Origin of the sequence: Klebsiella sp. LTGPAF-6F (assembly GCF_001753185.1) — a bacterium.
GTDB classification, from domain to species: domain Bacteria; phylum Pseudomonadota; class Gammaproteobacteria; order Enterobacterales; family Enterobacteriaceae; genus Klebsiella; species Klebsiella michiganensis.
The window spans coordinates 3,963,298-3,989,608 of sequence record NZ_CP017450.1; the positions used below are offsets into that span (position 1 = coordinate 3,963,298).

The 26,311-nt window shown below is 47.9% G+C and carries 21 protein-coding genes and 4 pseudogenes; 13 read left to right on the forward strand and 12 right to left on the reverse strand.

Translation table 11 applies throughout. The features are described from left to right. Window positions 1-170: 170 nt before the first annotated feature. The 4 genes from BJF97_RS18545 (at window position 171) to BJF97_RS18560 (ending at window position 3,608) form a co-directional block, all read left to right on the forward strand. Entirely contained in the window at window positions 171-2,045 is a 1,875-nt protein-coding gene (locus tag BJF97_RS18545; protein ID WP_037433293.1) for a type IV secretory system conjugative DNA transfer family protein, read from the forward strand. Window positions 2,046-2,055: 10 nt separating this feature from the next. Then, on the forward strand, window positions 2,056-2,802 hold the full coding sequence (mobC, locus tag BJF97_RS18550; RefSeq protein ID WP_032693491.1) for a MobC family replication-relaxation protein: 747 nt from the start codon (window positions 2,056-2,058) through the stop codon (window positions 2,800-2,802). A 103-nt stretch (window positions 2,803-2,905) separates the two neighbouring features. Beyond that, complete coding sequence (locus BJF97_RS18555; protein WP_032693492.1) at window positions 2,906-3,193, forward strand: hypothetical protein; 288 nt, start codon at window positions 2,906-2,908, stop codon at window positions 3,191-3,193. A gap of 235 nt (window positions 3,194-3,428) precedes the next feature. Then, window positions 3,429-3,608, forward strand: a complete 180-nt coding sequence (locus BJF97_RS18560; protein WP_015696789.1) for a hypothetical protein — start codon at window positions 3,429-3,431, stop codon at window positions 3,606-3,608. Between the two features lie 27 nt (window positions 3,609-3,635). Here the strand turns inward: BJF97_RS18560 and BJF97_RS18565 are convergent, their stop codons facing one another. Beyond that, window positions 3,636-4,973, reverse strand: coding sequence for a HEPN/Toprim-associated domain-containing protein (locus tag BJF97_RS18565; protein WP_032693493.1), 1,338 nt, complete (start codon window positions 4,971-4,973; stop codon window positions 3,636-3,638). A 225-nt stretch (window positions 4,974-5,198) separates the two neighbouring features. Here BJF97_RS18565 and BJF97_RS18570 point away from each other — a divergent pair, with 225 nt between their 5' ends. Together BJF97_RS18570 and BJF97_RS34930 are read left to right on the forward strand one after the other, a co-directional pair. Continuing rightward, window positions 5,199-6,374, forward strand: a complete 1,176-nt coding sequence (locus tag BJF97_RS18570) for a CHAT domain-containing protein (RefSeq protein WP_223240606.1) — start codon at window positions 5,199-5,201, stop codon at window positions 6,372-6,374. Between the two features lie 594 nt (window positions 6,375-6,968). Further along, window positions 6,969-7,133, forward strand: coding sequence for a DUF6500 family protein (locus BJF97_RS34930; protein WP_223240605.1), 165 nt, complete (start codon window positions 6,969-6,971; stop codon window positions 7,131-7,133). A 106-nt stretch (window positions 7,134-7,239) separates the two neighbouring features. Here the strand turns inward: BJF97_RS34930 and BJF97_RS18575 are convergent, their stop codons facing one another. From BJF97_RS18575 to BJF97_RS18620, 9 genes and pseudogenes are all read right to left on the reverse strand, one after another. After that, entirely contained in the window at window positions 7,240-8,526 is a 1,287-nt protein-coding gene (locus BJF97_RS18575; protein WP_032693495.1) for a hypothetical protein, read from the reverse strand. Window positions 8,527-9,271: 745 nt separating this feature from the next. Beyond that, a complete protein-coding gene (gene qatD / locus BJF97_RS18580) occupies window positions 9,272-10,042 on the reverse strand; it encodes a Qat anti-phage system TatD family nuclease QatD (protein WP_050595127.1) in 771 nt (256 codons plus the stop codon). 445 nt (window positions 10,043-10,487) lie between these two features. Next, window positions 10,488-11,696, reverse strand: coding sequence for an IS256 family transposase (locus BJF97_RS18590; RefSeq protein WP_048213841.1), 1,209 nt, complete (start codon window positions 11,694-11,696; stop codon window positions 10,488-10,490). Between the two features lie 58 nt (window positions 11,697-11,754). Then, window positions 11,755-12,735, reverse strand: coding sequence for a Qat anti-phage system QueC-like protein QatC (gene qatC / locus BJF97_RS18595; protein WP_070082943.1), 981 nt, complete (start codon window positions 12,733-12,735; stop codon window positions 11,755-11,757). After that, window positions 12,732-13,574 carry a Qat anti-phage system associated protein QatB gene (gene qatB, locus BJF97_RS34275; RefSeq protein ID WP_128319456.1) on the reverse strand — a complete coding sequence of 281 codons (843 nt, stop codon included), beginning with the start codon at window positions 13,572-13,574 and terminating at the stop codon, window positions 12,732-12,734. Before qatB ends, qatC begins: the two co-directional genes overlap by 4 nt. Continuing rightward, entirely contained in the window at window positions 13,575-15,512 is a 1,938-nt protein-coding gene (gene qatA / locus BJF97_RS18605; RefSeq protein WP_032693498.1) for a Qat anti-phage system ATPase QatA, read from the reverse strand. A gap of 156 nt (window positions 15,513-15,668) precedes the next feature. Beyond that, window positions 15,669-16,484, reverse strand: a complete 816-nt coding sequence (locus BJF97_RS18610; protein ID WP_032693499.1) for a DUF6694 family lipoprotein — start codon at window positions 16,482-16,484, stop codon at window positions 15,669-15,671. A 496-nt stretch (window positions 16,485-16,980) separates the two neighbouring features. Then, window positions 16,981-17,377, reverse strand: a pseudogene (locus BJF97_RS18615) (IS110 family transposase); the annotation flags it as partial. 474 nt (window positions 17,378-17,851) lie between these two features. After that, window positions 17,852-18,796, reverse strand: coding sequence for an ArdC family protein (locus BJF97_RS18620; RefSeq protein ID WP_032693500.1), 945 nt, complete (start codon window positions 18,794-18,796; stop codon window positions 17,852-17,854). Window positions 18,797-19,052: 256 nt separating this feature from the next. Here BJF97_RS18620 and BJF97_RS35510 point away from each other — a divergent pair. The 6 genes and pseudogenes from BJF97_RS35510 to BJF97_RS34775 all read left to right on the forward strand — a co-directional run. Beyond that, a pseudogene (locus tag BJF97_RS35510) lies at window positions 19,053-19,237 on the forward strand (JAB domain-containing protein); the annotation flags it as partial. A gap of 595 nt (window positions 19,238-19,832) precedes the next feature. Beyond that, complete coding sequence (locus BJF97_RS18625) at window positions 19,833-20,828, forward strand: restriction endonuclease (protein ID WP_032693501.1); 996 nt, start codon at window positions 19,833-19,835, stop codon at window positions 20,826-20,828. Continuing rightward, on the forward strand, window positions 20,825-21,913 hold the full coding sequence (locus tag BJF97_RS18630; protein ID WP_032693502.1) for an ABC-three component system protein: 1,089 nt from the start codon (window positions 20,825-20,827) through the stop codon (window positions 21,911-21,913). The genes BJF97_RS18625 and BJF97_RS18630 overlap by 4 nt, the downstream gene beginning before the upstream one ends. Then, the gene (locus BJF97_RS18635; RefSeq protein WP_032693520.1) at window positions 21,910-22,404 is read left to right on the forward strand and encodes an ABC-three component system middle component 2; all 495 of its coding nucleotides are present in this window, start codon (window positions 21,910-21,912) and stop codon (window positions 22,402-22,404) included. The genes BJF97_RS18630 and BJF97_RS18635 overlap by 4 nt, the downstream gene beginning before the upstream one ends. Then, a complete protein-coding gene (locus tag BJF97_RS18640; RefSeq protein ID WP_032693503.1) occupies window positions 22,401-24,281 on the forward strand; it encodes an AAA family ATPase in 1,881 nt (626 codons plus the stop codon). Before BJF97_RS18635 ends, BJF97_RS18640 begins: the two co-directional genes overlap by 4 nt. Before the next feature lie 68 nt (window positions 24,282-24,349). Beyond that, on the forward strand, window positions 24,350-24,493 hold the full coding sequence (locus BJF97_RS34775; RefSeq protein WP_158499682.1) for a hypothetical protein: 144 nt from the start codon (window positions 24,350-24,352) through the stop codon (window positions 24,491-24,493). A 158-nt stretch (window positions 24,494-24,651) separates the two neighbouring features. Here the strand turns inward: BJF97_RS34775 and BJF97_RS18645 are convergent, their stop codons facing one another. Further along, window positions 24,652-25,671 (reverse strand): DUF4917 family protein, encoded by a 1,020-nt coding sequence (locus tag BJF97_RS18645; RefSeq protein WP_032693504.1) that lies wholly within the window; start codon window positions 25,669-25,671, stop codon window positions 24,652-24,654. Between the two features lie 122 nt (window positions 25,672-25,793). Further along, a pseudogene (locus tag BJF97_RS35150) lies at window positions 25,794-26,123 on the reverse strand (IS630 family transposase); the annotation flags it as partial. 71 nt (window positions 26,124-26,194) lie between these two features. Here BJF97_RS35150 and BJF97_RS34785 point away from each other — a divergent pair. Then, window positions 26,195-26,293 (forward strand): annotated as a pseudogene (locus tag BJF97_RS34785) (IS3 family transposase); the annotation flags it as partial. Window positions 26,294-26,311 lie beyond the last annotated feature (18 nt).

Below are 26,311 nucleotides of genomic sequence, written 5' to 3' on the forward strand. Positions count from 1 at the left end.
CCGCATGTACTGGCGCACGCCGTTTGGTGCAGGGGAGCATGCTTTCCTGCACATGGTCGCACAGCGGCCATCTTCTTCGTCCCTGACGTTCGCCCCGCCTTTTCGCCCAACACCGTGGGGCGAATTGATGGGGCGATGTCATGGGGCGAACTGCTGACGAAGGAGGCATCGTGATTTTAAATAAGCTGGCCGTTTCACTGTCGCCGATAGTGAATGGCGCGCTGAGCTTCATGGCTTTTATGCAACAGCATCAGCTGATGCTGGCGCTATTATCGGGGCTGACGATGCCGTTTTTCGCGTCGATGAAAAGCGATGAACGGCAAAAAGCCCCGTTGTGGCAAAAGCTGATTATGGCTTTCTCCATGCTGTGTTTTCTTTCCGGTACGATGGGGCCGCTACTTATCTGGATTTTCCAGTGGCTTTATCAAGGGCGGGTAGTCGCCAGCATTCCTGTTCTGGCATGGCCGGTGCTGATTACCTTTACCGTAACGGGTTTTATTTTGCATATTCTGCTGCGCAGGGTATTAACCCCTGAATTAGACAAAATAAAGAAACACCTCGTCAGAAAGACAACGCTTGAACGGGAATTGCGCACCGATGTCCGCACGGTAAAATCACTGCTGCCGGAAACGCTGCATTATGACCCGCTGGATTATATCGACCTGAACAAAGGGTTATTTATCGGCATGGACCGCGATGTTCAGCCGATGTATTTGCCGTTAAAAGACTGGCAAAAACAACACGCGGATATTATCGGCACCACCGGAGCTGGTAAGGGCGTTGCCACCGGGATATTACTTTATCAAAGTATTCTGGCCGGTGAAGGCGTATTTGTGATGGACCCCAAGGATGATGAATGGGCACCCCACCTTTACCGCAAGGCCTGTGAGGATGCAGGCAAACCTTTTGCCTTAATTGACCTGCGAAAACCCCAATACCAGTTAAACCTGATTGAAGGTATTACCGCCGATGAACTGGAAGAGCTTTTTGTTGCCGGGTTCAGCCTGGCGGAAAAAGGTCAGGAGTCAGACTTTTATCGCATTGACGACCGGAAAGCGGCCCGGATAGCCGCACAGTTTGTCATCCGAAATACTGCCTCAACCATTCGGGATGTGTATAACGGCGACTACGTTCAGGGTATTGCCGATAAGATAAAAGCCTTCTTCGGGAAAATTGAGGAGCTGGCCTTACTCCATGCCATCAATGCGCCCACCGGATTTTCGCTTAATACGATATTTAAGGAAGGCGGTTGCTGTTATGTGATTGGCTCAATGCGCAACAGCAAAATCATTACCGCGCAGCGCATGCTGCTGGTTCGCCTGTACCAGCTGGCAGAAAGGCGCGAGAGAGTGAAAGACGTGCCGCGCCCCATTGCTATTTATCTTTCCGAACTGAAATACCATTTATCCAGGCCAGCGCTGGAAGGCTTAGGCGCGGCGCGGGATAAAGGCGTGCATATTATTATGGACCATCAGTCGATTGCCGATTTAAAAGACTGCCCGGCAGATTTGAAAGGTGACGCCGTTGTCGGCGCGGTCGTTGAGAACGCCAAATTCAAACTGGTTTATCGTGTCATGGATCCGGACACTGCTGAATGGGTGGCAAGGATGTCAGGCACTATATTAGTCGACGATGAGGTCCGCAAAGCCAAAACCGATGCCGTGCTGACAGAGACTATCGACAGTGAACGCACCATCAGGCAGGCAGAGCGTTTCTTTACCGACAGCAATATGATCCTGAACCTACCCGATTTTGTCAGCTTCATCTTCACGACAAAAACACTCCCGGCTGCTTCGCTGATTTCGCCCATCAGGGTGAAAAAACGCGAACTGGAGATCTGCGCCGTGTCGCCCGCGATTGCCGCCACCGCCGCAACGGTAAATATCACCCTGAATTTTAACGAGGAGGAAACTTCCCCCGGACCCGCATCAAAGACGGATATCACCACAACGCGACCCGATCTTTTTTTTGATAATACGGACGAAGAAGACACAACAACACCGAACGCCGATAAAGAGGAAAACCCATCATTGCTGGATTTTTAAAGGGGGAATGATGCTGATCACCGCATATAGCGAACGCCAGACGCGACACCGCGAAAAAATACAACGACTGCTGAATTTTCTGAAAGAAGAAACGTACAGTGATTTTAAAACGCTGATGCTGCTGTTTGGCTTCAGGGATCATAAATCGCTGTATTCCCTGCTTTCAAAAGTCGAGGGATTGGGCTTAATACAAAAGCACGTCCTGGTATCGCGGACGATGAAAATTTCATTATGGGGCATAACCAGTGACGGGCTAGCCATCGTGTTAGCCGCCGACGATGTGCTTTTCCCAGCACGGTTTGAGCCTTCAAAAATCACTGGCTGGACGCTGGAACATCACCTTGATAATCAGACCGCCCGTATCATCCTTGAGCAAAAAGGCGCATCCGGATGGATAAATGGCGATCGCACAACCTTCCTCAGTCGTTACCAGGTCAGTCACCGACCGGACGGTCTGATTACCCTCCCCGGCGGCACCGTGATCGCCATTGAGACCGAGCGTCGTCTGAAAACCAGAGCCCGTTATCAGTCGATCATCGCCAGCCATTTGCTGGCACGCACCCGTAAAGACTGGATTTACGTTTTTTATATCGTGCCAGACACGCAGAAAAAGCGCGGTCTTGAAAGGCTGTTTGACAGCATCAGGCACGTTATCGTTAACCATCAGCACATCCCGCTGGAAACCCGCCACCGGAATGTCTTCCGCATCTACACGCTCGACGAGATGCAACGGCTCGATTTAGACCACGGCATATAGTTCTTCTGTATCACTTACAGTCCCAACCCACGCAGCAGCGCAACGAGCTGAAATAATGCCCCTCTAAATACTCACCCAAAATAAGAACAGACAGGACACCAGAATGAACAGAGAAACTGACCAACTTTCGGACGTACTGACTGAAATGAGCGCAAAAGCGCTGGTGACATGGATGACGCATTCCGCATTGCAGGACATACCGCGCGAAGCATTACTGGTTCGCGGCCACGATTTTGTGTACGCCCTGCACGCAAATTTTGTGCTGCTACGTGACGTTCTGTCAGAAACGCTGGAAGATATTGAGCAGCAGAGCCATGACCTCGAAGAAAGACTGGATAGCCTGGAACAGCGGCTGCAGACGCTCCAGAAAGATACTGATAAATTGTATTAGCTCAGACTTGGCCTGGCACAACTACGACACAGGGCCAAACCTAATCTGACAGGCAGCTCTGTGCTAGGAGCGGTCATTGCTGACATCAAAATCTGTTAATCAACCGGGAACAGGTCAAACCTTCAGTCCATGTTAACAGCGGGGGCGAATATTTCGTTGCCCGCATCAAATTATGTTGGCATTCCCACTGTCGTGACATGACGCTGAGTGTTCCCAAACACACAGGAAACAGAAAATGAACGTGAATACTGAGATTTTGAAACTCTGGCAATCCAGGGGCGAAAACGAGCGCACCGGATCCGATGCGGAGAGGGTGGCAGATATTGCCTGGGAGCAGGGGTTACAACTTCACCGCAACCGGCAGGAACATTACCAACGAGTGATGTACCTAATTGGCCATCGCAATATCGGCTAACTCATACAGGCCGCACATGCGGCCTTTTTAATCTGGATATTGAACATCTACTTCATTTTTTCGAATTTCTGATGAGATTTTTGAACACGCTTTTATTAATTCATCCAAGACAATAGCGAGTTTGGCAAAATCATATTTGCTAAAATCCTTACTCCCTGGTTTTAGTTTCATGAATTTTTTCGTGTAATAGTCTTTATTTTCCAGCGCGCCTTGATAAGCATCGCTTTCCTTTTTGTAATTTGACCATCGAATTTGAGCTTCATCATAATCAGAAAATCTTAGATCCAGATAGCATTCAATCGCTACAGCCCGGCCATTGATGTTTTCATAGGTAACGCCGTGAGGACCAATAGCTGGAAATTGATTAAAATCAGGAAGATCAGGCAGATGAATACAGTTAATATTGTGAGGCAATGCGAGTTTTCGGATTTTTTCATATGCTTCAATCCCTTCGCAATCATTATCTAAAACGAAAACATTCAAGTTTTGAATGTCGATTTTTACGAGTCCAGCTGCGAACTTAACCAGATTTCCTGAACCAGTGAACGGGTACCCTTCACTCATGTCGATAAAGTGGAAAAAATCTTCTATATCAGGCCGTAAGAGATGCAATGCATATTTGATTACGTTGGAGTCGGTGCTTCCCTCGGTGGCAATCAGGAACTTGTCACGTCTGCGAGCATTTACCTGAATATCTTTTATATTCGCATAACCAGCAGAAACTAGATCTCCGTAATCCCAAGTAACGAATTCATTATAATTATCTGGATTTTCGGCCAAAAGTCGCATTACAGAATATGGATGCAGTATGCTAACTAAAGTCCCAAAAGCAGATTTTTCAGACCATGCATTATTAAAGGTATTGTCGTATTGAGGTATTCTGTTTAATAACTCATCATTATCAAATCTGCCCATGATAAGCTCGCGTTCTTTTTTCCTGTCTTTTACGCTAATATAATTATCGTTTAGTTCGCTAATGTTTACGCTCTTGATGAAGTTAACGAATTCATCAAATACCATCATGTTACTAATTGGCTTTGCATATTCCGGACAGGATTCGTTAAATTCCTCTTGGTATTCAATTGAATCTTTAGCCATGAGTTCATACTCATAGCGTATATTTTCAAGGGTGAAACCCAACAACTCCAATCGGTAAGCTACTTGCCCCAAAGGTTTACGCAACATAGTACGACAGAGTATGCCATCAGGAGTGTCGTAGTCTTCTCCTTCCTCTATTTGATCTTCATTTAGTGGCTTGACGTGATGATCGGCACTTTGAAACAGCCCTCCATGATCTATACCCAGCGAGTTCTTAGTCGAATCTAGCTCCATTCCTGACACTTCAAGAGAAATCACAGTACCCATAGTTCAACCTTTGAATGGCATTTTCCGTAGTACCGGAATACTACCAATACGCCGATTGCGCATCCATGATTTGAACTGGCTTCCATACTCTGTTTTTAGCAAATTGGACTAACCCCACCCCGGTAGCGTCTGCTTCACGCTCTTAGCAGACCTTCAGCGTCACGTGTTTGTCTGCTGAGTGCCAGAAGCGGAAGTTGCTAACTCTGCACCACATTGATTTCTGGGTTGCAGATCACGGTGCTAGAGGCAAGTGTTTTCTATCACGGTATACTGCACCATGAAGGTTCAAATGCTACAAATCTTGTTTTTAAACAACCGTGGGTTAAAATCTTAAATATTAAAAACCCAACATCTTTAAATGTGAGAAACAAATTGGGAATAATTGATATTTATAGAAAAAATGTTGAGCGTAAGCGTAGTGACTTAACCCGATTGAGCGAGCAAAAATCGAAAGAACTAGCCAAGATTTCAGGTTTGAACAATAAAATTCAAACAGCGATCCGGCAAATGAACTCGTCTAAGTCCGCAACAACGATTAACAATCGGCAAGAAGATATTTTCAAAATTCAGATGATTATATCAAAAATAGAAAAAAAAGTTGCCGATTTTGAGGCAAAAATATCTATGAAGAATAGAGAACTGCATAACGAACAGCGAAAACTGGATGCTCAAGAACTGAAAGAACATAAGAATCGCCAACAAATTCAGGAAAAATTACAGCGTCAGCAAACTAGCGCATTAAGTAATGTTAACAAAACGCTCTTGGAACACTCCGACATGATAAACACTTTGAGTAAGCTACCTGAAAAAATCACGGTACTTTTTTTTGCTTCTAACCCCCAAGATCAAGGACAACTGAGGTTAGATGAAGAGGTGAGATCCATCAAAGAGATGATTAGAAGTTCACGACATCGTGATGCCGTAAAACTGGAGTCATGTTGGGCAGTCAGGCCTGGTGATATTTTGCAAAACATAAACGAGTTCTCACCAACAATTGTGCATTTTAGTGGGCATGGAAGTTCTGATGATGAATTGGTTCTTATGGATAATAACTCCAATACTAAACTGGTTTCTATGCAATCCATCGTGCAGGCCATGAGTGTGGCAAATGACAATCTGAGACTAGTCTTTTTCAATACATGTCACTCACAGAATCAAGCTAGTAAAGTAATCGAACATGTCGAATGCGCTATTGGAATGAGTACATCAATTAGAGATGATGCAGCAAGAGTATTCTCAGCTCAATTTTATTCCTCCCTGACGTTTGGGCTTTCAGTTGAAAAATCTTTTAATCAGGCAAAAGCAGCGCTGATGCTTGAGGGAATTCCTCAAGAAGATACCCCTATACTTTTTATGAGAGATGGTCTTGAAGCAGCTGATATGTACATTATCTCACAGTAATACGAGTAAAATTCCAGTTCTCGCTCAAAACTACCTCTAAGTTCAAACCCCGCTGAGAGCCTGCAGCGGTTCAGTGAAGCACTTTTATGTTAGAAGAGAGTATCCGGTAGGATCACTTGAAGATAAGCAGAATGCTTCTGAAAAAGATCAGGTTGCTAGAATTCAGCCTTCACGATGACAGGCAAAATAATCGAGAGTGGCTTGAGCGGCTTCTCCACCCTGAATTCCTGGAAATCACACGATCAGGTGTGATGGTTGATCGTTAAGAGACGATTACGTCGCTATTAAACGAGAAAACCGCATTGCCTATTATAAGCAGCGATTTTCGACTCACCGAAATGGAGGGAGGCTGCGCCATGCTTCACTACCGAACATCTTATGCTGACTGCAGTCGTCCGGCATTGCGTTCATCCTACTGGCTGCATTCGGATAGTAGGCTCTGTTTTTTCACCAAGCAACGCCAGCTGCAGGCGCTGCTTAGGTCCGCAGCTGAGATGTTATATTTAATGTCGTTGCTTAAAGCCACATTAAAAAGAAGACAGTGTGTGAACAGAAATCAGAGCAAAGATTATCAGGGTATGTGAAGCAAAGATCATGGCAAAGGGTAGTAACGTTGGACTGTCATTTTATGCTTTCTTTGCTAACAAAAATGATGACCTAGAGCTGCTTATGGAGGTTGCAAACTGGTGGATCCTGGAGATGAAACTTGACCATTTCGAAAAAGCAGAAAAGATAAAATCACTCGTCTTAGCCATTTAGCGAACGGAACATCCAGACACAGGGATGAACGGCGTAACAGGGTTATGCCCGGAGACGCCTTTTGCAGGGCGAGAACACCCGCCCTTGCGGCGGCGAGAGCGATGATCTAACTTTCAAACTCATCGAGTTTTTTTATTAACTTAGCCAAGTCAATGCTCTTTCTTCTTCTACTACCAATTTGGCCGTTCTCATCAAAAGAATCAATTAACTTTGTAATATGATCTTTAGATAAGTTATCAAATATTTCATCTTTGAATATGAGATTAAATCTATTATCTGCATCATCGAAATCAATTGCCTTTGATGCATATAATATGACTATATCATAAACCTCTTTCTCGCAGTTATATTCGTCATAGATATCAAGCATTAATTTTATATGTGAGATTGTAAGGTTATTTAGTTCATAACTTTCAATCTTGCTTTGAATGTGTTTAAAGTAATCGCTAGATGAGCTGAATAGAAAGGTTGTAGCAACTAAGTAAACATGTGAATCAATATCATCTTCATCTTTTCGGTTGATATATTCTCGAAGACGCCCTTGGAGTTCGGGTGAGAATTTTTTATACAAATCGGGGTGTCTGCATAAAAATGTAAAGAAATGGCTTAAGTTTGACCATTTAAAAGTTATATTTTCGAAATAATCTAAATCATCTTTAATCTTATTTGCCGTACTTGGATCTTTTTTGACCTCGGTATAAACATGGTAACATGCATTACGTAGAATCAATCTATGCTTGATTGCCTCCGCGTCGTCCAGTCTGAAACTAAACTTCCAAAAATCTTTAAATATTTTATAAGCTGAACCTGGCGTTACTCGTGAAAGATATTTTTCAATGAGTGGCTTTATATTACCTGAAGAGGCATAAAATTCGCTATTATTAACCAATGTTTCAAGGATGACCTGAAATAGATCTTTTCCGTAGTAATTTTTTCTGGTTATGAAATCATCGAGCGCATTAATTATCATGCTTTTAACTAATTCTTTATTTGGTGTGTATAGGGCGTCGTCCTCGGAAAGTATAGGATGAGCACATAGGTGTCTCTTTTTCTGTATGTCTCTGATGTTTGATATTTCACCGGCACCTATGAATTTTTTTTGTTCATAAAACCCTTCAAATATAGCCAACTCCCATTCAGAAGAAGTGCTATTTGTACGTTGTAATTCTTCAATTTTACTAATTTCCTTTTTTGCCCATTTATCATCCGTTAAGTCAATTAATCTGCGGGTTTTATAAACTGCGTCACAAACTAACACTGACCACAATGTAACTACTGCAGCTCTATAATTACCATTCAAGTAACTACTGTAAACTTCTTTGAAGTAATTTTTTGTAGAGCTTGATTCAATCATCTCTATCTTTTCTTCTATGCCAAAACTATTTCTGAACACGTAATTTCCTTTTTTAATGTGGCGGGTTAATTGTATTCCAAGGGGTATTCCTGCTTTATCTTTTTTGTTAAACGCTGGTTTAAATTGCAGCAGTTAATAGCGTCTTAATTGAATCTCTTCTTACATCTTTTTTATTCACTTCAACCCTAACTGGCCACCTTCGGCTCCTGCCCTGTCGGGCAGTCTTCGAGCCTCACTCCGTTAAACGCCGAGCGGCTTCAGGCCTGCCGGCTAGAGTCTGATGGCTAAAGTTCACCTCTGCAACCGGCTAACGCCGGTGCTTTCACCGCCTAGGCTCCAGTAAAGACCACTGGGCGGTACCTGACGGCTTTTTATAACGATACCGGCAAGTTGAGCATCACTCAGAGTTTCATAAGGTGTATCCTTCCAAGCTTTGTGAAAATGCCTGTAAATCGTTTGAAATGCCATTATTAAACAATAAATGCAAGATTTTTAATGATTATCGTCCGGAGTGCTGGAAACTTCACTGTTCTTTTCTATATGAACTTGCAATTCGAAGGATTAGTTCAGCATTTAGAGCAAATGAAAACTTCCGCTTTTCGCTCTCAGCAGACCTTCAGCGTCACGTGTTTGCCTGCTGTGTGCAAAGAGCAGACGTTGTTTAGCCCGAGATGTAACAATATTTAAGGGGCAGTTCAAACCCTCAAAGCTAAAATGAGGGCTTACGTTATTCTGATTACGATAATGAGCGCTCTCATCATTGACCTTTGCAAAGCTGCATTTCTCAGACTCGAGAGACCAACTGTCTGAGATTATTTAGAATTAGTTTGCCTGCATCCAGCGGAGCCAAATTATGGATCAGGGCAATCTCATGCACTGTACGATGGACATCACGCGGCCGAAGAGGGGTGCCTTCGTGCAGAATAAATGGGCCATCTGTCTCGGTCAGCAATCGGTCAAGAGGCAAAATGCTGATGAGTTTGCGGTGTTTTTCTGACCTGAGCATCTCTTCATTAATTGAAAAATAACAACCGAGCTCAACTGCCCGCCGGGCTTCAGAAACGGTTCCGGTAAACCAGTGAAGGATCGCCTGACTATTATCAAACAGCCTGCTCTCCTCAAGGTGCTTCAGTACTTTTGAGACCGTTCGCACACTATGGATACTCAAAATTTTATTCCCCTGCTCAGCGCTGGCGCGAAGAATACGGGAAAAAACACGTTCCTGGGCTTCAAAGCTTTTATAGAAACGAGGGCCAGCATCAAGACCAACCTCCCCCACGTAGCGAGCGGAGGGAAGATAGCGCTCAAATAAAGCAATCTCCTGTTCCCGTTCCTGAATTAACTGGGGATGCATACCCAAGCCCACCCTCACATAATGTGACTCGGCTGTCAGTTCGCAGTTTCTGGGCCATGCCTTAGGCGTGGTCGTAACCGCCAGGGTGGCGACCCGCTCCTGATCACAGTCAGCAATGATGCCGACGTGATCAGAATAAAGGTCGAGATGACAGTGAAAATCAACCCATAACGGAGACGCTTTTTTCTGCATGGCAGTCATGATTTCGGCCTTGATACAACACCATTAAGCAGGCTGCCGATTTCCTCCATTCCACGCGTATACACACCGACATAATCGGCAATACTGCCTGGATGGTCAGAAAGTGGACCTGGCTTGTGGACATCGAATTTTGCACGTCCGGGGTTGGTCGCAAGTTTTGCAAGAGAAAGCTGGAATGCCCTGACATGCTCCCCTTCCGCTTTGCGACTGTCGAGAGTTTGCGCATTGAGATCTGGTATGCGGTAGGGGGTTTCATCAAGGCGGAATGCGGCATGAAGAGACGCACGCCTGATAAGGCAGGGCACGCACCTGCCACAATGCTTGGGAGCACGCTCGGCCGGATCAGGATCATAACGTCGGCTCTGTGGAGAGGAGCAAGACATGGTATTTGATGCATGTTGCCGGATAAACGAGCCTGTACACCATTCTGTGTAAATGCCTTTTCTCAGAAGTGACCGCTCAGGCGGTCACCGAACTCGATGATAAAACGGCTCATTGCCATGCGCCAGTCCCTCAGCGGCATCGTCCATTTTTGTGAGGCGGCCTGGATTGCCAGCCACACGACCTTTTTCACTGACTCATCCGTCGGGAACACCTTGCGCTTTTTGATCGCATGCCTGATCACGCTGTTCAGTGACTCAATGGCGTTGGTCGTGTAGATGACTTTGCGGATATCTGCCGGGTAGGCGAAGAACGTCGCAAGGTTCACCCAGTTTGCCGTCCAGCTCCGGCTTATCTGCGGATAGCGGCTGTCCCAGGCGCTGGCGAACGCTTCCAGCGCCTGCAGACCTGCTTCTTCCGTCGGCGCCTGGTAAATCGCCTTCAAATCGCGGGTAACGGCCTTGTAATCTTTCCAGGAGACGAACCGCAGGCTGTTGCGCACCATATGTACGATGCACAGCTGGATGCGGGCCTCCGGATATACCGCGTTTATGGCGTCCGGGAAGCCTTTCAGTCCGTCGACACAGGCGATGAGGATGTCGTTCAGGCCGCGATTCTTCAGTTCTGTCAGCACATTCAGCCAGAACTTCGCGCCTTCATTTTCGGCCAGCCACATACCCAGCAGTTCCTTCTGGCCTTCGATGTTGATGCCCAACGCCAGGAACACGGATTTATTGATGACGCGACTGTCCTGCCGGACCTTAAGGACAATACAGTCAAGGTAAACAATAGGATAGATTGCATCCAGTGGCCGGTTTTGCCACTCAACAACCTGCTCCATGACGGCGTCAGTGACTTTTGAGACCAGCGCTGGCGAGACATCCGCGTCGTACATCTCTTTGAATGCAGTCGCTATCTCGCGGGTGGTCATCCCTTTGGCGTACAGGGATAAAATCTGATTATCCATCCCGGTGATGCGGGTCTGGTTTTTCTTCAGCAACTGAGGCTCAAAGGTGGCTTCGCGATCCCGGGGAGTACGCAGTTCAAGTGGACCATCCGCAGTCGCTACGGTCTTTGTTGAGTAGCCGTTGCGGGTATTGGAGCCCGGTTTAGGCTGATTTTTATCGTACCCCAGATGGTGAGACATCTCAGCATTGAGAGCCGCCTCAACGCTGATTTTCTTCAGCAGACGATCGAACTGGCTAAGATCGTCGGGAGTTTTGAGATTTTTGGCCAGTTCATTAGCCAGAGCCTGCAACTGTTTTTCGTCCATAAAGTAACCTGCCTTTGATGTTGAATTGAACATATCAAAATCAGGCAATTACACAAATTTATGTACAGGCTCGGATAAACTGTTGGTCCCTGCACTCTAGTGCCATCTCACCTTTCGTCTTAAATGCATAGGGGTTATGCAAGACAGCATTGATTCCAAGATTGGTCAGTAATTCATTAAACCGAGCCATGTAAAATGGATGCGTCGTGCGTGTACTTAATGCCCCCACTCGTAATGGGTCAAGTGGAACATTGAGAGAAATGAGGCCGTTTTCCGGTACATTGATGACCATCCTCTCGCCAACAGAGTCTGCAGCCAGGGCGGCAAGCGAGAAGAAGAGGAAAGAGCGTCCCCGCAGGGTGTCTTCCCCTGTCTCCTGTAAAAACGTTGTTCTTTTAAAGCCTACATGTGCGCGCACGTGTCCAAAAGCCTGACTGTATCGGGCCTTCAACAGGGCCGAACAATTTCTCTGATACTTTGCCGTTACACTATCCCAGTGGTGGCTGACAAAAAGTGGGGTAAGCCCCTGTGACAACAGATCTATCGCGCCAATAAAGCTGTCGAGCCCTCCCGAAAACAGGCAAACCGATGTTGGGTTCAGGGAACGTGGTTTAGTTGACGCTTTTATCAGGCCGCCTTCCACCTCTGGCCTTTCGCGAAAGTGTAAAGACCAGCGATCCCCTGTTAGGAAATTAAGTAGTTTACTGAGCAGTTCAGCCTGATTTCCCCACAATGCAGGGTCAGCAACCGGAATATGAAGCGCAATCTCGCGAGTCCAAAAATCCTGGGCATTAAGGCGTCGGGATATACGTGTATCGGCCGCAGTAACGGTTGCGGCAAGCAATGCGAGATCTACAGACGTATCTGTAGGAGTAAGCCCATACTCACCTAAGCCTTCGATAGCCTTATCGAGGCCAAACTCAAGTTTCCCGTTGTCTTTCAGAAAGTTAATTTCCGTTAACAACGTGTGCAACCGATCGAGTGTTGGCGCAGCGGTGTCACCACTACCCAGTCTGGCTACGATTGTTTGATGGCTCATTCCATGCTCTCCCCTTCGCTGGCAATCAGCTCAAATGCCTTCTCGTAAATCTCATGAACTTTTCTGTCAATTTCATTTCCTGAAAGACCTGAAACATCAGATAAATCGTTTCTGAGCTGGGAACGTGTCGCGCTATCGATGAAACTATGCAGTGTTTCTTGTATGTCCGCGATTGCTTCAACATCATCGGGTAGTTTGATCGCATTTTTACCGATATCTGACATTATCTTGCCTTCAATGGAGTGCACGACAAAACCAAGAAATACTTCCTGGAGCTGTTCAGGCGTCAAGGCATCGAAACTCCCCTCACCTGTTTCTGCCAGGTCCCTAATGGTATCGAGCATTGCCTGCCTGGCAATCCCTTCATCAACAGACCCACCGGGAGGACACAAGAATTCCACCAGTGAAAGGAATACCGATGAGGCTGGCTCTCCGGCAAGCGAACCAAGATCGAAACGCTGAAGAGCCTGAGTTGCGCCCCCTTGTTCGAAATTGCCGATAATGTTCAGTAAACCACCAGCAACAACTCGTGACGATCCCATGCGACGGCTGGCCCTGCTGGGACCACCCGTACCGTTTCTGACATATCCAGCGACTGCTCTGCCTAGCGCGCTCGGGCTACGAGAGCGTGCATAACGAGTGAAATTTCCCTTAGGTGTGCTCAGCGGCCCCGCGCCACTGGAATCAGAAGGTAAATTGCCTGGAGCGGTGTTTCCGTTCTGAGTCTGGCTATCCGTGGGTATGTCATTTGGAGGCGTTAGCGTTGGTGCCGGCGGGTTATCCACGAAGTCGGGAACTAAACCGTTGATCGGTCCACCGTAAGATTTTGATGTTCCCATTTACTTTTGTTTCCCTTCCAGTTCGAGGATCGCTTTTGCAGAACGGCTTAACGCTGCGTTGTGAGGCTGATCTACCCACTCTTGAAGAATAGAGCGGAACTCCATTTCATAACTGGCGTCAACGAAAGATTGTGAAAACCCGGTCATCCAACTACCCCCTTTTTTTGGAATCTGGATGCGGCGAATAAAATCAATTAGCTTATTTTGTGTCCTGGGCAGGCACTTCACGAGGAACAGCAAACCATCAATCCCTGCTGGCGCTTTGACAAAGCTGTCTTCCTGGAGAATGCGTACACAGAGAGCTTCAAACACTTCATCGGCTTCCGGTGCAGAGAGTTTCTCAAGGGGGACCTTGAGGCCTGCTACAGCCATCCGCGGCCCCATGAGTTTCTCAATCAACGGTTCAAGATGGCTAGAGGTCAGTGCCCCCTCGAAAAGGCTTTGTTTATCTCTCGTCACAAACACATAAGGTCTTAAGTCTTCATCGGCAAGCCGCGGTTCTGTCCGCGCCCAGTCAACTGCCCAGCCGTTTTTCATCCACACGGCAACGTCAAATTGGTCTGAAGATAAAAGCTGAGTGTGTGGTGCTTCTTCCTCTTTTTCCGAACCAGTCGCCCCCCTTGCCTGTTCTTCGAATTGTGCAAGTACCTCTGGTTTTCCTTTGTTGTGGCTGCTTACTTCCCTGACAATTTGTTCGTAAAAGGTGGGATAGAAGCGCTCAGCCAGCATTATCTTTGCCAGCACAGGGCGCTTTATCTCATCCCCGAATCCCCGTGCTTCAGCAATTGCCTGTCTTAACATCATCGAATTCAGGAACCGCTTAATCTGTCGCGGATTCCCTCGAGTACCTGCGCTCAGGAGAGGGGTGACATGAGCGCTAATGAGAAGCGCCTGATCGACCGGCTCAGGGATGTCATCTTTAAGAACCTCACTGACCACTTTTCTGTCCAGGCCGCTACTCAGCCAGGGGCGCTGCATCTCTTCACGAGCCTTCTCCAACAGGTCCGTAAACTGTTTATGCGTTGGACCCAGTGCGTTTTCTGCCAACAGAAGCGTGGTATATACCCGTGTCTCTAAGCTACCTAATGCGGGTATGCGGAAAGGTACCTGTATCAGCTTCTCAAGATAATTACGCGCATAAGATAACGGGCCCTGGCTCTGAGGCAGATCGGGAAAGTGATTTCGGACGGCATATTCGATCATCGCCTCGTCAGCACCAATCACAAAAGCCGTTTTCTCGACAAACAGGAACAGGCGGATCGCCTCCAGTGTGTCTATCGCCGTTTCTGGCAGGCATCGATCGAGATCGTCAACAATTACTACAAGCTTGTCAATTTGGGCTTCTTTGAGAAGTTCACTGAATTCATTTCTGAAGGCATGTATATGCTTCGGCAGCGTTTCCTGCTCAGCATCAGCCTCTTTAATAAAATCTCCCGCCTTCCCGACAAATGCTTTGATTCCCTCAGCTGACAACGTTTCCTGAGGATTACTGATCAGCCCGGCGGCGATATCCAGCACGCCTTTGAGTTGATCCATCGTAGGTATGCCAGTGAAAGCGGTAAGCGCCAGGCCTCCCGTTTTGCGGGCGAGTTTAAGCCAGTCAACCCTTCTGAGTACCTTCTTAGCTGCGGCTGCGACCTTAGTGCAACCCGGGCGGGCTCGTACAAGTTCTTCCACAAGAGTTTCGATAATAACCGTCTTAGCATCTTCAAAACCTTCAAAAGTCCAGCCATTAAACCAGATGCAGAGAGTCTTATCTTTATTTTCACACGAGGTCTGCAACATCTTGAGAACACTAGATTTACCCGCTCCCCAGTCGCCGTGAACACCAATTGTAATCGGAGCCTCGGGTGTCTCTTCAATGAGCTTCACCACCGTCTCGGCAATCGCCGAGTAGTACAAAAGATCTGTAGCCGTTTCCTGGTCATTTAAGAACATTTAAGTGTCTCCCCGTGACATATGTTCGTAATCGTTGAGCTCAACATTTTTCGGTCTTTGAACCGATGGGTGATTTAGAAAGATGCGTCGCGCTTCAGCCAGTCAGCTATGGCCTGGCATAACTAAGCGCCAGACCTCAGCTTTGCCAATGAATATTCAGGGGGGGGAATTGGGGTATTTAGCCTGGAGTTCAGCCAGTCTTTTTGCGTCACGCTCAGAAAATTCGGCATCGCCAAACACAGGATTGCCCTGCGCATCATCGACTCTTATAACGGTTACGGTAAATACAGCGTCAGAGGGAGCATTCACTTTTCCCCAATCGGAAAACATATTCGGCGCCAGGTTCCATTCAGCCTTTTCTCCAGGCTCAAGACCACCAGAAATCTGGTAATTGAAGGTGTCGGTGAACCACGGAACTTCCCTTCCCGGGCTTGCGATGACGCCTTTGAAATAAGCGCGCGCGATGGCTTTATTTGTGCCGTTCTCAACGCTCAACTCAATGATGGGCTGATCTCTTCCATAATTTTTTTTCTCAAAGTAAAACCGGGAGCGGGATACCTTGAAGGCTTCAAGTTCCTTCAGGCTACTTTCTGCGGTTTTTTGCTTTTGTAGAAGTTCCGAGATTTCCTGAAGTGCCTGAGTTTGTTCGCGTTCAGCTCTCTCCTTTCTAATCGTTTCGGCATAAGAGATGATCTCTTCTCCGGTTTTACCTGAAAGTTCGCTTTTCATTTGTGCCTCGATACCCGAGGTATTTTTTGTCATCCCTGCTTGCATTAGATCAGCAAGATTCAAATGGTTAAGGGCTACTACCTTAAGCGCACTATCGTATGTAGTGCGTTGATTCTCTGGAAGTGACTCCCTTACCTTCTGAATTGATATCTTCATGTTTTCGTCACTGGAAGTATCAATCTTGGGCTTGTCACAACTACTCAAGGAAAGGACTATTGCAAGCGCAGCCATTACTTTCTTCATAAATATTCCTGTCAAACCTTGCTGAATAGGATAAATCCTAACCCCTGAATGAGTCATTTGGAAGCAACTCGCAATGAAATGGTAAGAAAAATTGACAAAAAGTTAACGACATCTTTCTTTGCAAGGTCTAGTGGCTTTCCATGCAGGAAAGAGGTTGAAAATGGGGAATTAACGCTAAGTAGAGAAACTGGAAGAATTTCGATGCCGTGCAAAAAGTGGGATCGCTGGAGCAATTGAAGTTAACGTAACAGTGCAACAAGTACTGTGTTCGTGCAATGTGTGACCTGATTTCCGGTGATAAATACGCTGCGGTGTTAGCAATGTCCGCTTCATGCGCTGAGGCATTTGACAAGCTTTTTATAGCCTAAGTAAGGGCGAGAGTCGTGCTTCGAATGCCAGCAAATATTTTACTTCGTAGTAGCTGGTTCTGGACTTCCAGCAGTGGTAAATGATCCTTATCCATTTAAACGCCAGAGCCCGGATGGCTGATTGATGCGATTTCCGCATTATCGGGCTCAATGGCTTTTATCTTTTGGGGATAACGCAGCATTAACTCTAATGCCAGCTCGGCATCCTGTGGGTAATCTTTAGCGCCGCTGGGCGAGATGGCTTTGCCGGTAACGAGCCAGGGACAAAGCGTGGATGGGGAAAACGGTGATAAACGGATATTTCTGAAGAGCATACACCACGGGGCCTTTCTTCAACTCAACGGCGATAGCGATCCTGCCTTTTAGCTTCTGGTGTAACTCGGTACGCCAGACATCAAGCGCTTCTGCTGTATGTTCAATCACATGGAATACGCGTTCACCGTTTTTAAACTGAACACAGACATCGTGTTTTTTATCTGCCCAGTCCAGACCAACGTGCGCAGCAAATTGATTAGTCGCAGTCATCACCAACTCCTTTTCATCGGGGATTGGTATGCATTCCACGCTCTTTGAAAGAAATATAGCCAGCAGTTTATCTGCATGCCCTGAGTATTCGTTAGCGAACGTGGAGCACCTACTAGGTCGAAAGAAAAGCGGAGATCATCGCATGATTCCCGCTCAATATTCGTAACCAGTAAGCGCATACCCTGAATCACTTAAAAGTGTAATTCTCAGGGTGCTAATGACTATATTTCGCTCATTGCCGATTTTCAGGTTGAATCATGTTCTAGCAGCGAACACTGCCAGATCAAGTTTAAGCCAATACATCTATAGGGGTGAGCGGGCTCTTTGCCGCCCGCCCCGCAGCCTGCAAATTTTCTTGGCACCAAGTACCAGGAAAATTTGCAGGGGGGAATTCGCCGTTGGAACAAGCTTTACTCTGCCCACACACGTTAAAGGTTAAAGTCACATTCTTTTGTAGCTTCTTCTCCCCTGCCCTCAGGCTTTATCCATCAAATAACGATGCGCTTTGGATGCCGCACTGGCAGCTTTAAAAATATAGCGTTTGTCGTTTTTCAGTGCTTTCAGCCAGGAAGCGATATAGCTTTCATGCTGAACCTCTCCGACAACCCCCAAATCCGCCATCAGGAACGCGCTTCCCAACTCGGCGATCAGCTCCTCAAAAGCATAACTCTCACTGCCAAACTTCCCTTTCATTTCACGGTTCAGCCGGCTTTTTGCCCCACACCAGTGAATTAACTCATGCAGGCCCGTTGCGTAGAAATTGGCAGCATCGCTAAAAAGACGACGTTCCGGTAAATGGATTTCGTCGGTTGATGGTGCAAAAAAGGCATTCTGTCCCTTCTCAATGATGGTTGCACCACTGTAAAGGAAAAGCGCCTCCGCAGGCGGCAACGGCTCAAAAGTCCCTGCTGGGAAAACGGCTTCGTCCCTCATAGGCAAACCATCAATTTGCTCAACATTAAATACGGTGAACGTCTTCAGCATCGGTATATAGTCAGTTTCTCCGTCGTCATTTTCCTTTTCCAGCGTGGTATAGAAAATGGCGGTAGTGCCGTGTTCTCCCTTGCGTACCTGCCCGCCCTCCGCTTTTGCCTGTTTGTAGGTCATCCAGCGTGAATCATTGAACCCCTGTTCTGACGCACTGCTCCACAACAACATGATATTCATCCCGCTGTATGCAGCGCTAGTCGCATAATTTGAAGGTAATCCTGACATGCCCGGTACGCGCTGCCAGGGGCATGACCACGGCTTAACACCGGCTTCCAGTGCCGTAATGATACTGTCAGTAACTGCCTGATAAATATCGGTACTATTTTTAGAAAATTTCGTTTTTGAGGAGCCTGACTGCTCCAGCGGGGATACGCTGGTCGCCGCTGAGGTGTTAGGGGCGCCAGTCTGGGTATGCAGGGATATCGTCATGGTTTTTTCTCCGTCAGTGGTGTGATTTTCGTCTTCGTATCGCCTGACGGTTCGCTTTCCCGGCATCGTTCCAGCCTGCAAGGGCGCAGAATGCGTGCTATTTACCCTTGCGGGATGGGTTGTACTGGGAAACGATTAAACGGAAGCAGATATGAAGAACGAAAAACGCACTGGAGAAATAACTAGCCCACGCATAGCCGGGTTTAGCGCCCCTTGGTTCGCAGCGGTGAAATGGTTTGGGGGTTTGGGAGTGGGGTTTAACGCTGCAGCGGTGATATTTGCACATAACCATCCGAGTGGTATCCCTGAGCCAAGTCATGTTGACAAGGCGATTAGGGTGCGGATTAAAAAAGGATTGGCAATGGTTGACGTGCGTGCATTGGATCACTTTACTTCGGCGGTGAGCCCACGGTGTCCTTCGTCGAACGGGAGTTGTTTTGATCGCAGGGAGCTTCGGCCCCCTTTTTTCTGTGATCTATGTCGAGTTCTCCGTGGCAGCATGTTCCTTACGCTTTGGAGTACCTACTGTATGCGCGCGCTGCTCACTTTTTGTATATGATTAAACTCAATTTATGTACGATTGACGTACATCCTCAAAACGCTTACCGTTGGGGTAATAGCCTGTCCATTTTGTGGCGTAATATGATCGCAGCAGCCCGTCACCCAGGTGAAGTTCTCACCCAATGGCATGAGGCTGGTGGTGTGTTACCGACTGAGCTAGCGCGCCAGCTTGGCGTCCCAGCCAATGGATCACCCAGATCATCAACGACAAACGTAGTATTACCAGCGACTCAGCACTACAGCTTGCTCATTGGTTCAGCGATTACTCGCAGTTCTGGATGCACTTGTAGGCACTGTACGATTTGGACCTTGTCGAAGCTGAATCACGAATGGTTATCAGATCGCTCCCTACTGGCCCAACTGTTTACTGTTATAAGATTAACAAGCATATAAAGCCTGAATAGGGAAGCTTTATGACGGAAGGGAACAAATCCTTTGCTTACATTGATGAGTGTATTTGGAGGGGAAGTAGCGCATGACTAATGCACCCTCAGACATCATATTCCACTATCCACCGGAGCTGTTCAACCTCCTGGTGGATGTTTTGCCGTTGCTCAATCGCTCTAAGCAGGATGTGCTGGTTTTCTTCCGGGGCGCAGGAGTACCTGACAAAATAACTTCTGACATTGCAGTTCACTTGAGGGCTGCACCAAAGGATGTCAACAAGTACCAGATGGTTCGCACGGTGCTTGAACGCCTCAACACGAAGGGGGAACACGCTCTCCGTGAACGGCGCGAGGTGCTGCGGCGCGTGGTGGACTTTGCGAACTTTGATTCGTGCTGGCCCGCTGACCAACTTAAAGCCAAGGGTCTTGTCGCCAGTATCCGCGAAGTCGTCAACCAAAAAGACGCTTTCATGCGCATGAACAATGCCCGCGAAGAAGAACGGCAAACCCGCCTCGCTGAGTCACAGCGGATCGCAGCAGAAAAACGTGATCTCTGTAACAGAATCGAGAATGCCAAGCAGGGTTTATATACATTGTTTAGCACTACTGCGACTGCACAGGAACGCGGAAAATTGCTGGAGACGGCTCTCAACAATCTTTTTCAAGCCTATGGTGTTCTCATTCGTAAATCCTTTCATTTGGTTGGTGAGGCTGGTGGAGGGATCGTCGAGCAGATTGATGGGATCATTGAACTCGGTGGTGTTCTGTATTTCGTTGAAATGAAGTGGTATCGCAATCCTGTGGGTAAGCCTGAGATTTCAGAGCATCTTGTTCGCCTCATGTCGCGTGCCGAGGTTCGAGGCATCTTCATTTCTGCCAGTGACTACACAGAACCTGCCATTCATACGGTACGTGAATTTCTGCAACACAAAGTTTTAGTCCTCTCGACGCTTCATGAGATCGTCCGTCTGCTTGAGCAGCAAGACGACCTTTCGGAGTTCTTCACAAAGAAAGTCCAGGCTGCGCAGATACACAAAAACCCGTACTTCTGCCCACTCGATAACCAAGGACAAGGTGCTTTATGACGGCGAGTTGGATGGACATCAATAAGCCGCCGAGCCCAGCAAGCGCTGTTACGGCAGCTCAGGTGGCGAACGGCCCCATTATGCCGCCGCAGCAAAGGCTACTGACCTACTCGCCAGACGAGTGGGAGGGATTCGTCGAGGAATGGGCTTATTACTGCCTCGCGACGAAGTATGAACACGTCCTGCGTTTCTCTGGTGCTGGCGATATGGGTATTGATGTCGCCGGGTTCGTTGGCGATGAACGCCTTCAGGGTGTATGGGACAACTTCCAATGCAAGCACTACGGCAATGCCATCAGGCCTAGTGATGTTTGGGTTGAGTTCGGCAAGATCATCTGGTACTCGTACAAAGGTGAATACACGGTCCCTCGTCGCTACTATTTTGTTTCGCCTCGAGGTGCTGGTACGTCGCTTAGCCGCCTATTTTCAAATGGCACGAAGTTGCGTGAGGAATTGTTAGCTAACTGGGATAAGCATGTGAAAGATGCGATCACTAGCACACAAGAAGTGTTGCTCGATGCAAAGCTCCGTGCCTATGTAGACTCATTCGATTTTACCATCTTCGATGCCAAGACTGCGCTTCAGCTTGTTGACGATCACAGAGCCACGCCGGTTCACACAGCGCGCTTTGGTGGTGGACTACCAACGCGGCCTGCATCTGAAAAGCCGCCCCAAGAAGTTGCCGCCACCGAGAGTCGCTATGTGACGCAGTTGTTCGGCGCATACAGCGAGCACACAGGAACAATAGTGACTGACCCTTCGGCCTTGTCCGTGACGAAACTCAAGGATCATTTCCGCCGCCAGCGCGAGGCGTTCTATGAGGCTGAGTCACTGCGCGTCTTCGCACGTGATAGTGTCCCACCAGGCACGTTCGAAGCTTTGCTGGATGACATTCATGATGGCGTTATTGATACACAAGACGGGAACCATGCTGACGGCTACGAAAAGGTCTGCGCTGTCACCAAGGCTGCCCGCGACATGCAGATTACGGCAAACGCCCTCATCATTTGTACGAACCCCAAGGATAGAGACGGAATCTGCCACCAACTTGTGAATGAGGAGCGCCTTCGGTGGACACGATCATGAGCCAAGAACATAAGCCAATTACCTTCAATAGCCCACTTGAGGCTGGTATCCGTGCGGTCTCGATACTGGGTGCTGCCTATCCGCAAACCTACGACCTCCAGCGGCTTGTGGCCCTTGACTACCTTCTTGTTCATACAGGCGATATTGATGGACCAGACAATTTGCACCCACCGACGCCTATGCGGTCTGCTGAATTGCTCGTGCGCCGCAAGTTGGTTGAGCAATCACTGCTTCTGATGATGACCCGTGACCTCGTGGAGCGCGAAGTCACATCCGAGGGAATCAAGTACGGCGCGGGCGAAAATGCTGCAACGTTCCTGTCATCAGTATCTTCCAACTATTTGCTGTCCCTGAAGGATCGCGCTGTATGGCTTGTCGAAACCATTGGTGATCTGACGGATGAACAGTTCAAAGGCATGATGCGTCGTTTCTTCGATAAATGGGTCGAACAGTTTCAGAGCATTGAGCAAAGCTTGGGAGGTGAGGTATGACGGCAGTAACTCCCGGCTTACGCTTGCGCTTTCTCGGTTTTTTTGGGCCACAAAAGCCATCCGCAACAGTGACCTTCGGTGCTGGCCTCAATGTCATTTACGGCGCATCGAACACTGGAAAATCTTTCATTGTCGAAACCATCGACTTCATGCTCGGTGGAAAGCCGCCTCTGCGCGATATCCCTGAGCGCGTTGGCTACGACCTTGTTCTATTGGGGCTTGAAACCCTTGATGGGAAGTCATTTACACTCTGGCGCAGCATAGATGGTGGTGGTTTTCGGCTCTATGAAGACTTGCACCAGGCGCCACCAACAAACGAAATTACGTATACGCAGCTTGACGAAAAACACAGCGATAAGAACAACACGAACCTTTCATCATTCTTGCTGGATCTATGTGGCCTTGGTGGCAAGCGTGTTCGCAAAAATTCCCGGAACGAAACCATCAGTTTAAGCTTTCGCAACATTGCGCGTTTGATGATCGTCGATGAGACGGAGATCACACAACAAAGCTCACCGCTCATTGATGGCAATCCCACCGCTAACACGCCGAACTTGGCCACATTCAAGTTACTTCTAACCGGAGCAGACGACTCCGCATTGGTCGCCACCAGTAATAAAAGTGAGCCAGAAGAGTTATCGCGCGAGGCACAATTGCGTCTTCTCGATCAGCTTCTTGACGACTATCGTGACCGGCTCAAGGAGTTGACAAAGAGTCCGAAGGAACTGGAGGAGCAGCTAGAGAAGATCGACAACTCACTTCGTCAACAGGCGGCCCAGGTAAACACCACCGAAGATGAATTTCAGGAGGCTGCTGGGAAGCGGCGAGAATTGCGCAAGAAACTGGAAGAAAGCCGAGAGCGACGTGCAGAGGTGAGTGCGATGCTTGAGCGGTTCAGGTTGCTTGACAGACACTACTGGTCCGATATTGAAAGGCTACGTGCCATTGAAGAAGGCGGGACGCTGTTTAGCGTACTGGGTGCCGGGCATTGTCCTCTTTGTGGAGCTGACCCCGATCATCATCGCGCCCATACTGGGTGTGATGGAGATACTGATGTCGTCGTTCAGGCTGCACGAGTGGAGATTGCCAAGATCGAAGTTTTGCGCACGGAACTTGTAGATACCGTCCAAACCCTTGAGCGCGAAGGTGCCAGCCTTGATCGCAGAATGCCTACTGTTGTTCGAGAACTGGAGTCAATTTCAGGGTCAGTTGAAGAATTGCTCGCACCTAAGCTCTCGACCCTTCGCAAGTCCTATTCAGGCTTTGCCGACAAGCGGGCCGAGGTGCGCGAAGCGCTGGCACTCTACGCCACTGTGCAAGACATGGAGCGCCGTCGCGCTGATCTTGAAAAGGGCACTGAAGACGGGAAGGCTGGGGGGGTTGCTAATGCAGATCTCTCAACCACTGTGGCCCATAGTTTTGCTAAGACTGTTGAAGGCATACTGACTGGTTGGCACTTCCCAGAGGCTGGGGATGTGTACTTCGATTCCAAGACTAGGGACCTTGTCATTGCCGGAAAGTCGCGTAGTGCTTTTGGTAAGGGCCTTCGCGCCATTACGCATGCAGCTTTCACCCTCGGGCTGCTTGCTTTCTGCCGTGCACGCCACACACCACATACTGGATTCGTTGTGCTCGATTCTCCATTGCTGGCATACAGAGAGCCTGATGGAACGGAATATGATTTGACCGGTACTGACCTTAAAGATCAATTTTACGCGTACCTTGAAGCTCTGCCTGAGGACACCCAAGTCATCGTTGTTGAGAACACCGACCCGCCTGATGCAATCATGAAACGCGAGCAGTCTCTTATGTTTGGCAAGAACCCGCATCATGGCCGTTACGGTCTGTTCCCTTTTATAGCGGACCCTGAACAATAAATGAGCATGGAGTCACCCGATTGATGAAGTTCAAGAAGGGCGATATTACCAGTTAGGCCGAACTGCTGATGAAAGGAACAGGCTGGCTCTCTGCCATCTTCCGAGCCGAAAACCAGCAGCAGGATGTGGTGGAAGATTCACAACTCAAGGAATCGGAGAATGACACCGCCGTAGCAGGTGAACAGCCGCAGGCTGAAACGATTGCCGCGTAACGGTTAGCACAGCAACCCCGGCCCCAGGTCAGTTTGTCCTTGGGTCGGCTTTTCAAAAAACCAGTCGCGGTTGTGATCCGCCGCGACCGGTTTAAAAAGTCAAAGCAAAATCTCCGTCGCAGCAATCGCTCAGGTAACGACGTTAACCCGCGAGTTGGCTAAACTCTGGGTATAACTGGCGGCATCGGGTGAATCCAGCATCCAGGACTTTCACTATCAAAAAAATCCACAGGGACGGGCCCTAAGTCGTCCTGAATAACTTGGTACGCATAGTTGCAATAGACCTGATTACCACGATAGACGGAAACCGCTACACGTTGGATGCCGGTTCCGCGCATCCGCTTCAGAATATGTCGATCGTGCTCCCCAAGTCCCCAACCAAGTAGCGTTAAAGTGGATCGTCGCGACGTTAGCACCTCCCGGTACACGGTAGACAGATAGTAGCTATTCTGGATAGACGATACTTTCTGCTGCATCGTTCCTTCGCTGACAAATAACGGCACGACTTGCTCGCTGCGCCATTGTTCAAGGATTGCCTCTAGCAAGCCTTCTCCCGCGTTGTGAATCTTGAACTCCTGCTCCACAACATTTCTGCACAGAGCCAAGCTCCCATGCGGGTAGAAGACCAAAGTGTTAGTCCGCTCGAATAAAGGATCACGAAATCTCCACCAGGCATCGTCGAACATTCTGTTCCCACGGAAGCAGTCCTTGAATAAATGGCCATCTCTGATATCTAAGCCATAGGTCATTGTCCAGTAGACCAACAAGTCATAATTCAATGATAAAACCGTATCGAACCGTTTAAGGAACTGGTACATATTAGGCAATTGATCGCTAACTTGCTCATATTCAGGGTGTACATCACGAACGGCCTGAATCAAACACTCTCTAACTCTCAGGTAGGCTTGGTGTGTGCGATTGTCTGGAATTTGAAGTGACCTGTTGACGTTTGACGCCTGCCAAACCAGCCGAAGAATCAGCTCGAAATCGGATGTTCTGAAAAATTGAAAGAGTTGATTCACATCATCTGTGAGCAAACCTGCCCGGAGGGCGTAAGCCAGTAAAGAACCATAGTCAAGATCCGGTGAAACAGCAATGCTTGCACCATTACCCAACAATATCGTATCCCGATGATAGTGAGGTGCAATTTGCATCCAAGGCACAATGGGGTATGGCATATCTTATTCCTCTCTTTTTCCTTGCCGTTTATTATGAAATAGCTGTGATGAACCATTTTCCACTATTTCTTAAGGATAATCTTTTTGGTGGCGTTTAGGGCCTTTCTGTGCGTATCGGCGCGATGGACTCGTCCCGTATCCCAATGCAGCTTATCCGCCAGATAATACTTTTGGTTCTGTCCCGTTGTCGTAATACACTTCTATTGCCCTTTGAGCATCCAGTCCGCGCCAATTTTCGGATTCAGGTCGATATCGAATTCATCCTGACAAAATACTGGATGGTCCGTCTGCTTCTGGGCGACAGCCTGTTCGATGGAGAGTCGCTTTTCCTCTGAATGAGGGTCTAACATTTTCAGTGTTAGCGAAGCTATGCGCCAGACAATACCTGCCCGTATCTGATATCAATGCAATGTAGCTGGATGCAGTGACACGCCAAAGAGTCGGTTATCTACCTCAAAACCCATAACGTAATGGGCTGGTCAATAAAACCGACGCTTTCATGAGAGCTGGCGCTGTATGCGTTGATATCTTCGATTACATTGAAGTCTTCTTCAACTGGATCCGGCACCACAGCCATCTCAGCGGTGTCAGCCCCGAGGCCTTCGAACAGGTCTCGTTGTAAGGGCAGGAAGTGTCTAAT

Bases quoted from the DNA above. Each gene is read 5' to 3' on its own strand.
- BJF97_RS18640 (WP_032693503.1), top strand. From the start codon at position 22,401: ATGACGGCAGTAACTCCCGGCTTACGCTTGCGCTTTCTCGGTTTTTTT.
- BJF97_RS18555 (WP_032693492.1), top strand. From the start codon at position 2,906: ATGAACAGAGAAACTGACCAACTTTCGGACGTACTGACTGAAATGAGC.
- BJF97_RS18590 (WP_048213841.1), bottom strand. From the start codon at position 11,696: ATGGACGAAAAACAGTTGCAGGCTCTGGCTAATGAACTGGCCAAAAAT.
- BJF97_RS18630 (WP_032693502.1), top strand. From the start codon at position 20,825: ATGACGGCGAGTTGGATGGACATCAATAAGCCGCCGAGCCCAGCAAGC.
- mobC (WP_032693491.1), top strand. From the start codon at position 2,056: ATGCTGATCACCGCATATAGCGAACGCCAGACGCGACACCGCGAAAAA.
- qatA (WP_032693498.1), bottom strand. From the start codon at position 15,512: ATGTTCTTAAATGACCAGGAAACGGCTACAGATCTTTTGTACTACTCG.
- qatD (WP_050595127.1), bottom strand. From the start codon at position 10,042: ATGACTGCCATGCAGAAAAAAGCGTCTCCGTTATGGGTTGATTTTCAC.
- BJF97_RS18625 (WP_032693501.1), top strand. From the start codon at position 19,833: ATGACTAATGCACCCTCAGACATCATATTCCACTATCCACCGGAGCTG.
- BJF97_RS18645 (WP_032693504.1), bottom strand. From the start codon at position 25,671: ATGCCATACCCCATTGTGCCTTGGATGCAAATTGCACCTCACTATCAT.
- BJF97_RS18560 (WP_015696789.1), top strand. From the start codon at position 3,429: ATGAACGTGAATACTGAGATTTTGAAACTCTGGCAATCCAGGGGCGAA.
- qatC (WP_070082943.1), bottom strand. From the start codon at position 12,735: ATGAGCCATCAAACAATCGTAGCCAGACTGGGTAGTGGTGACACCGCT.
- BJF97_RS18620 (WP_032693500.1), bottom strand. From the start codon at position 18,796: ATGACGATATCCCTGCATACCCAGACTGGCGCCCCTAACACCTCAGCG.
- BJF97_RS34930 (WP_223240605.1), top strand. From the start codon at position 6,969: ATGGCAAAGGGTAGTAACGTTGGACTGTCATTTTATGCTTTCTTTGCT.
- qatB (WP_128319456.1), bottom strand. From the start codon at position 13,574: ATGGGAACATCAAAATCTTACGGTGGACCGATCAACGGTTTAGTTCCC.
- BJF97_RS18635 (WP_032693520.1), top strand. From the start codon at position 21,910: ATGAGCCAAGAACATAAGCCAATTACCTTCAATAGCCCACTTGAGGCT.
- BJF97_RS34775 (WP_158499682.1), top strand. From the start codon at position 24,350: ATGAAAGGAACAGGCTGGCTCTCTGCCATCTTCCGAGCCGAAAACCAG.
- BJF97_RS18565 (WP_032693493.1), bottom strand. From the start codon at position 4,973: ATGGGTACTGTGATTTCTCTTGAAGTGTCAGGAATGGAGCTAGATTCG.
- BJF97_RS18610 (WP_032693499.1), bottom strand. From the start codon at position 16,484: ATGAAGAAAGTAATGGCTGCGCTTGCAATAGTCCTTTCCTTGAGTAGT.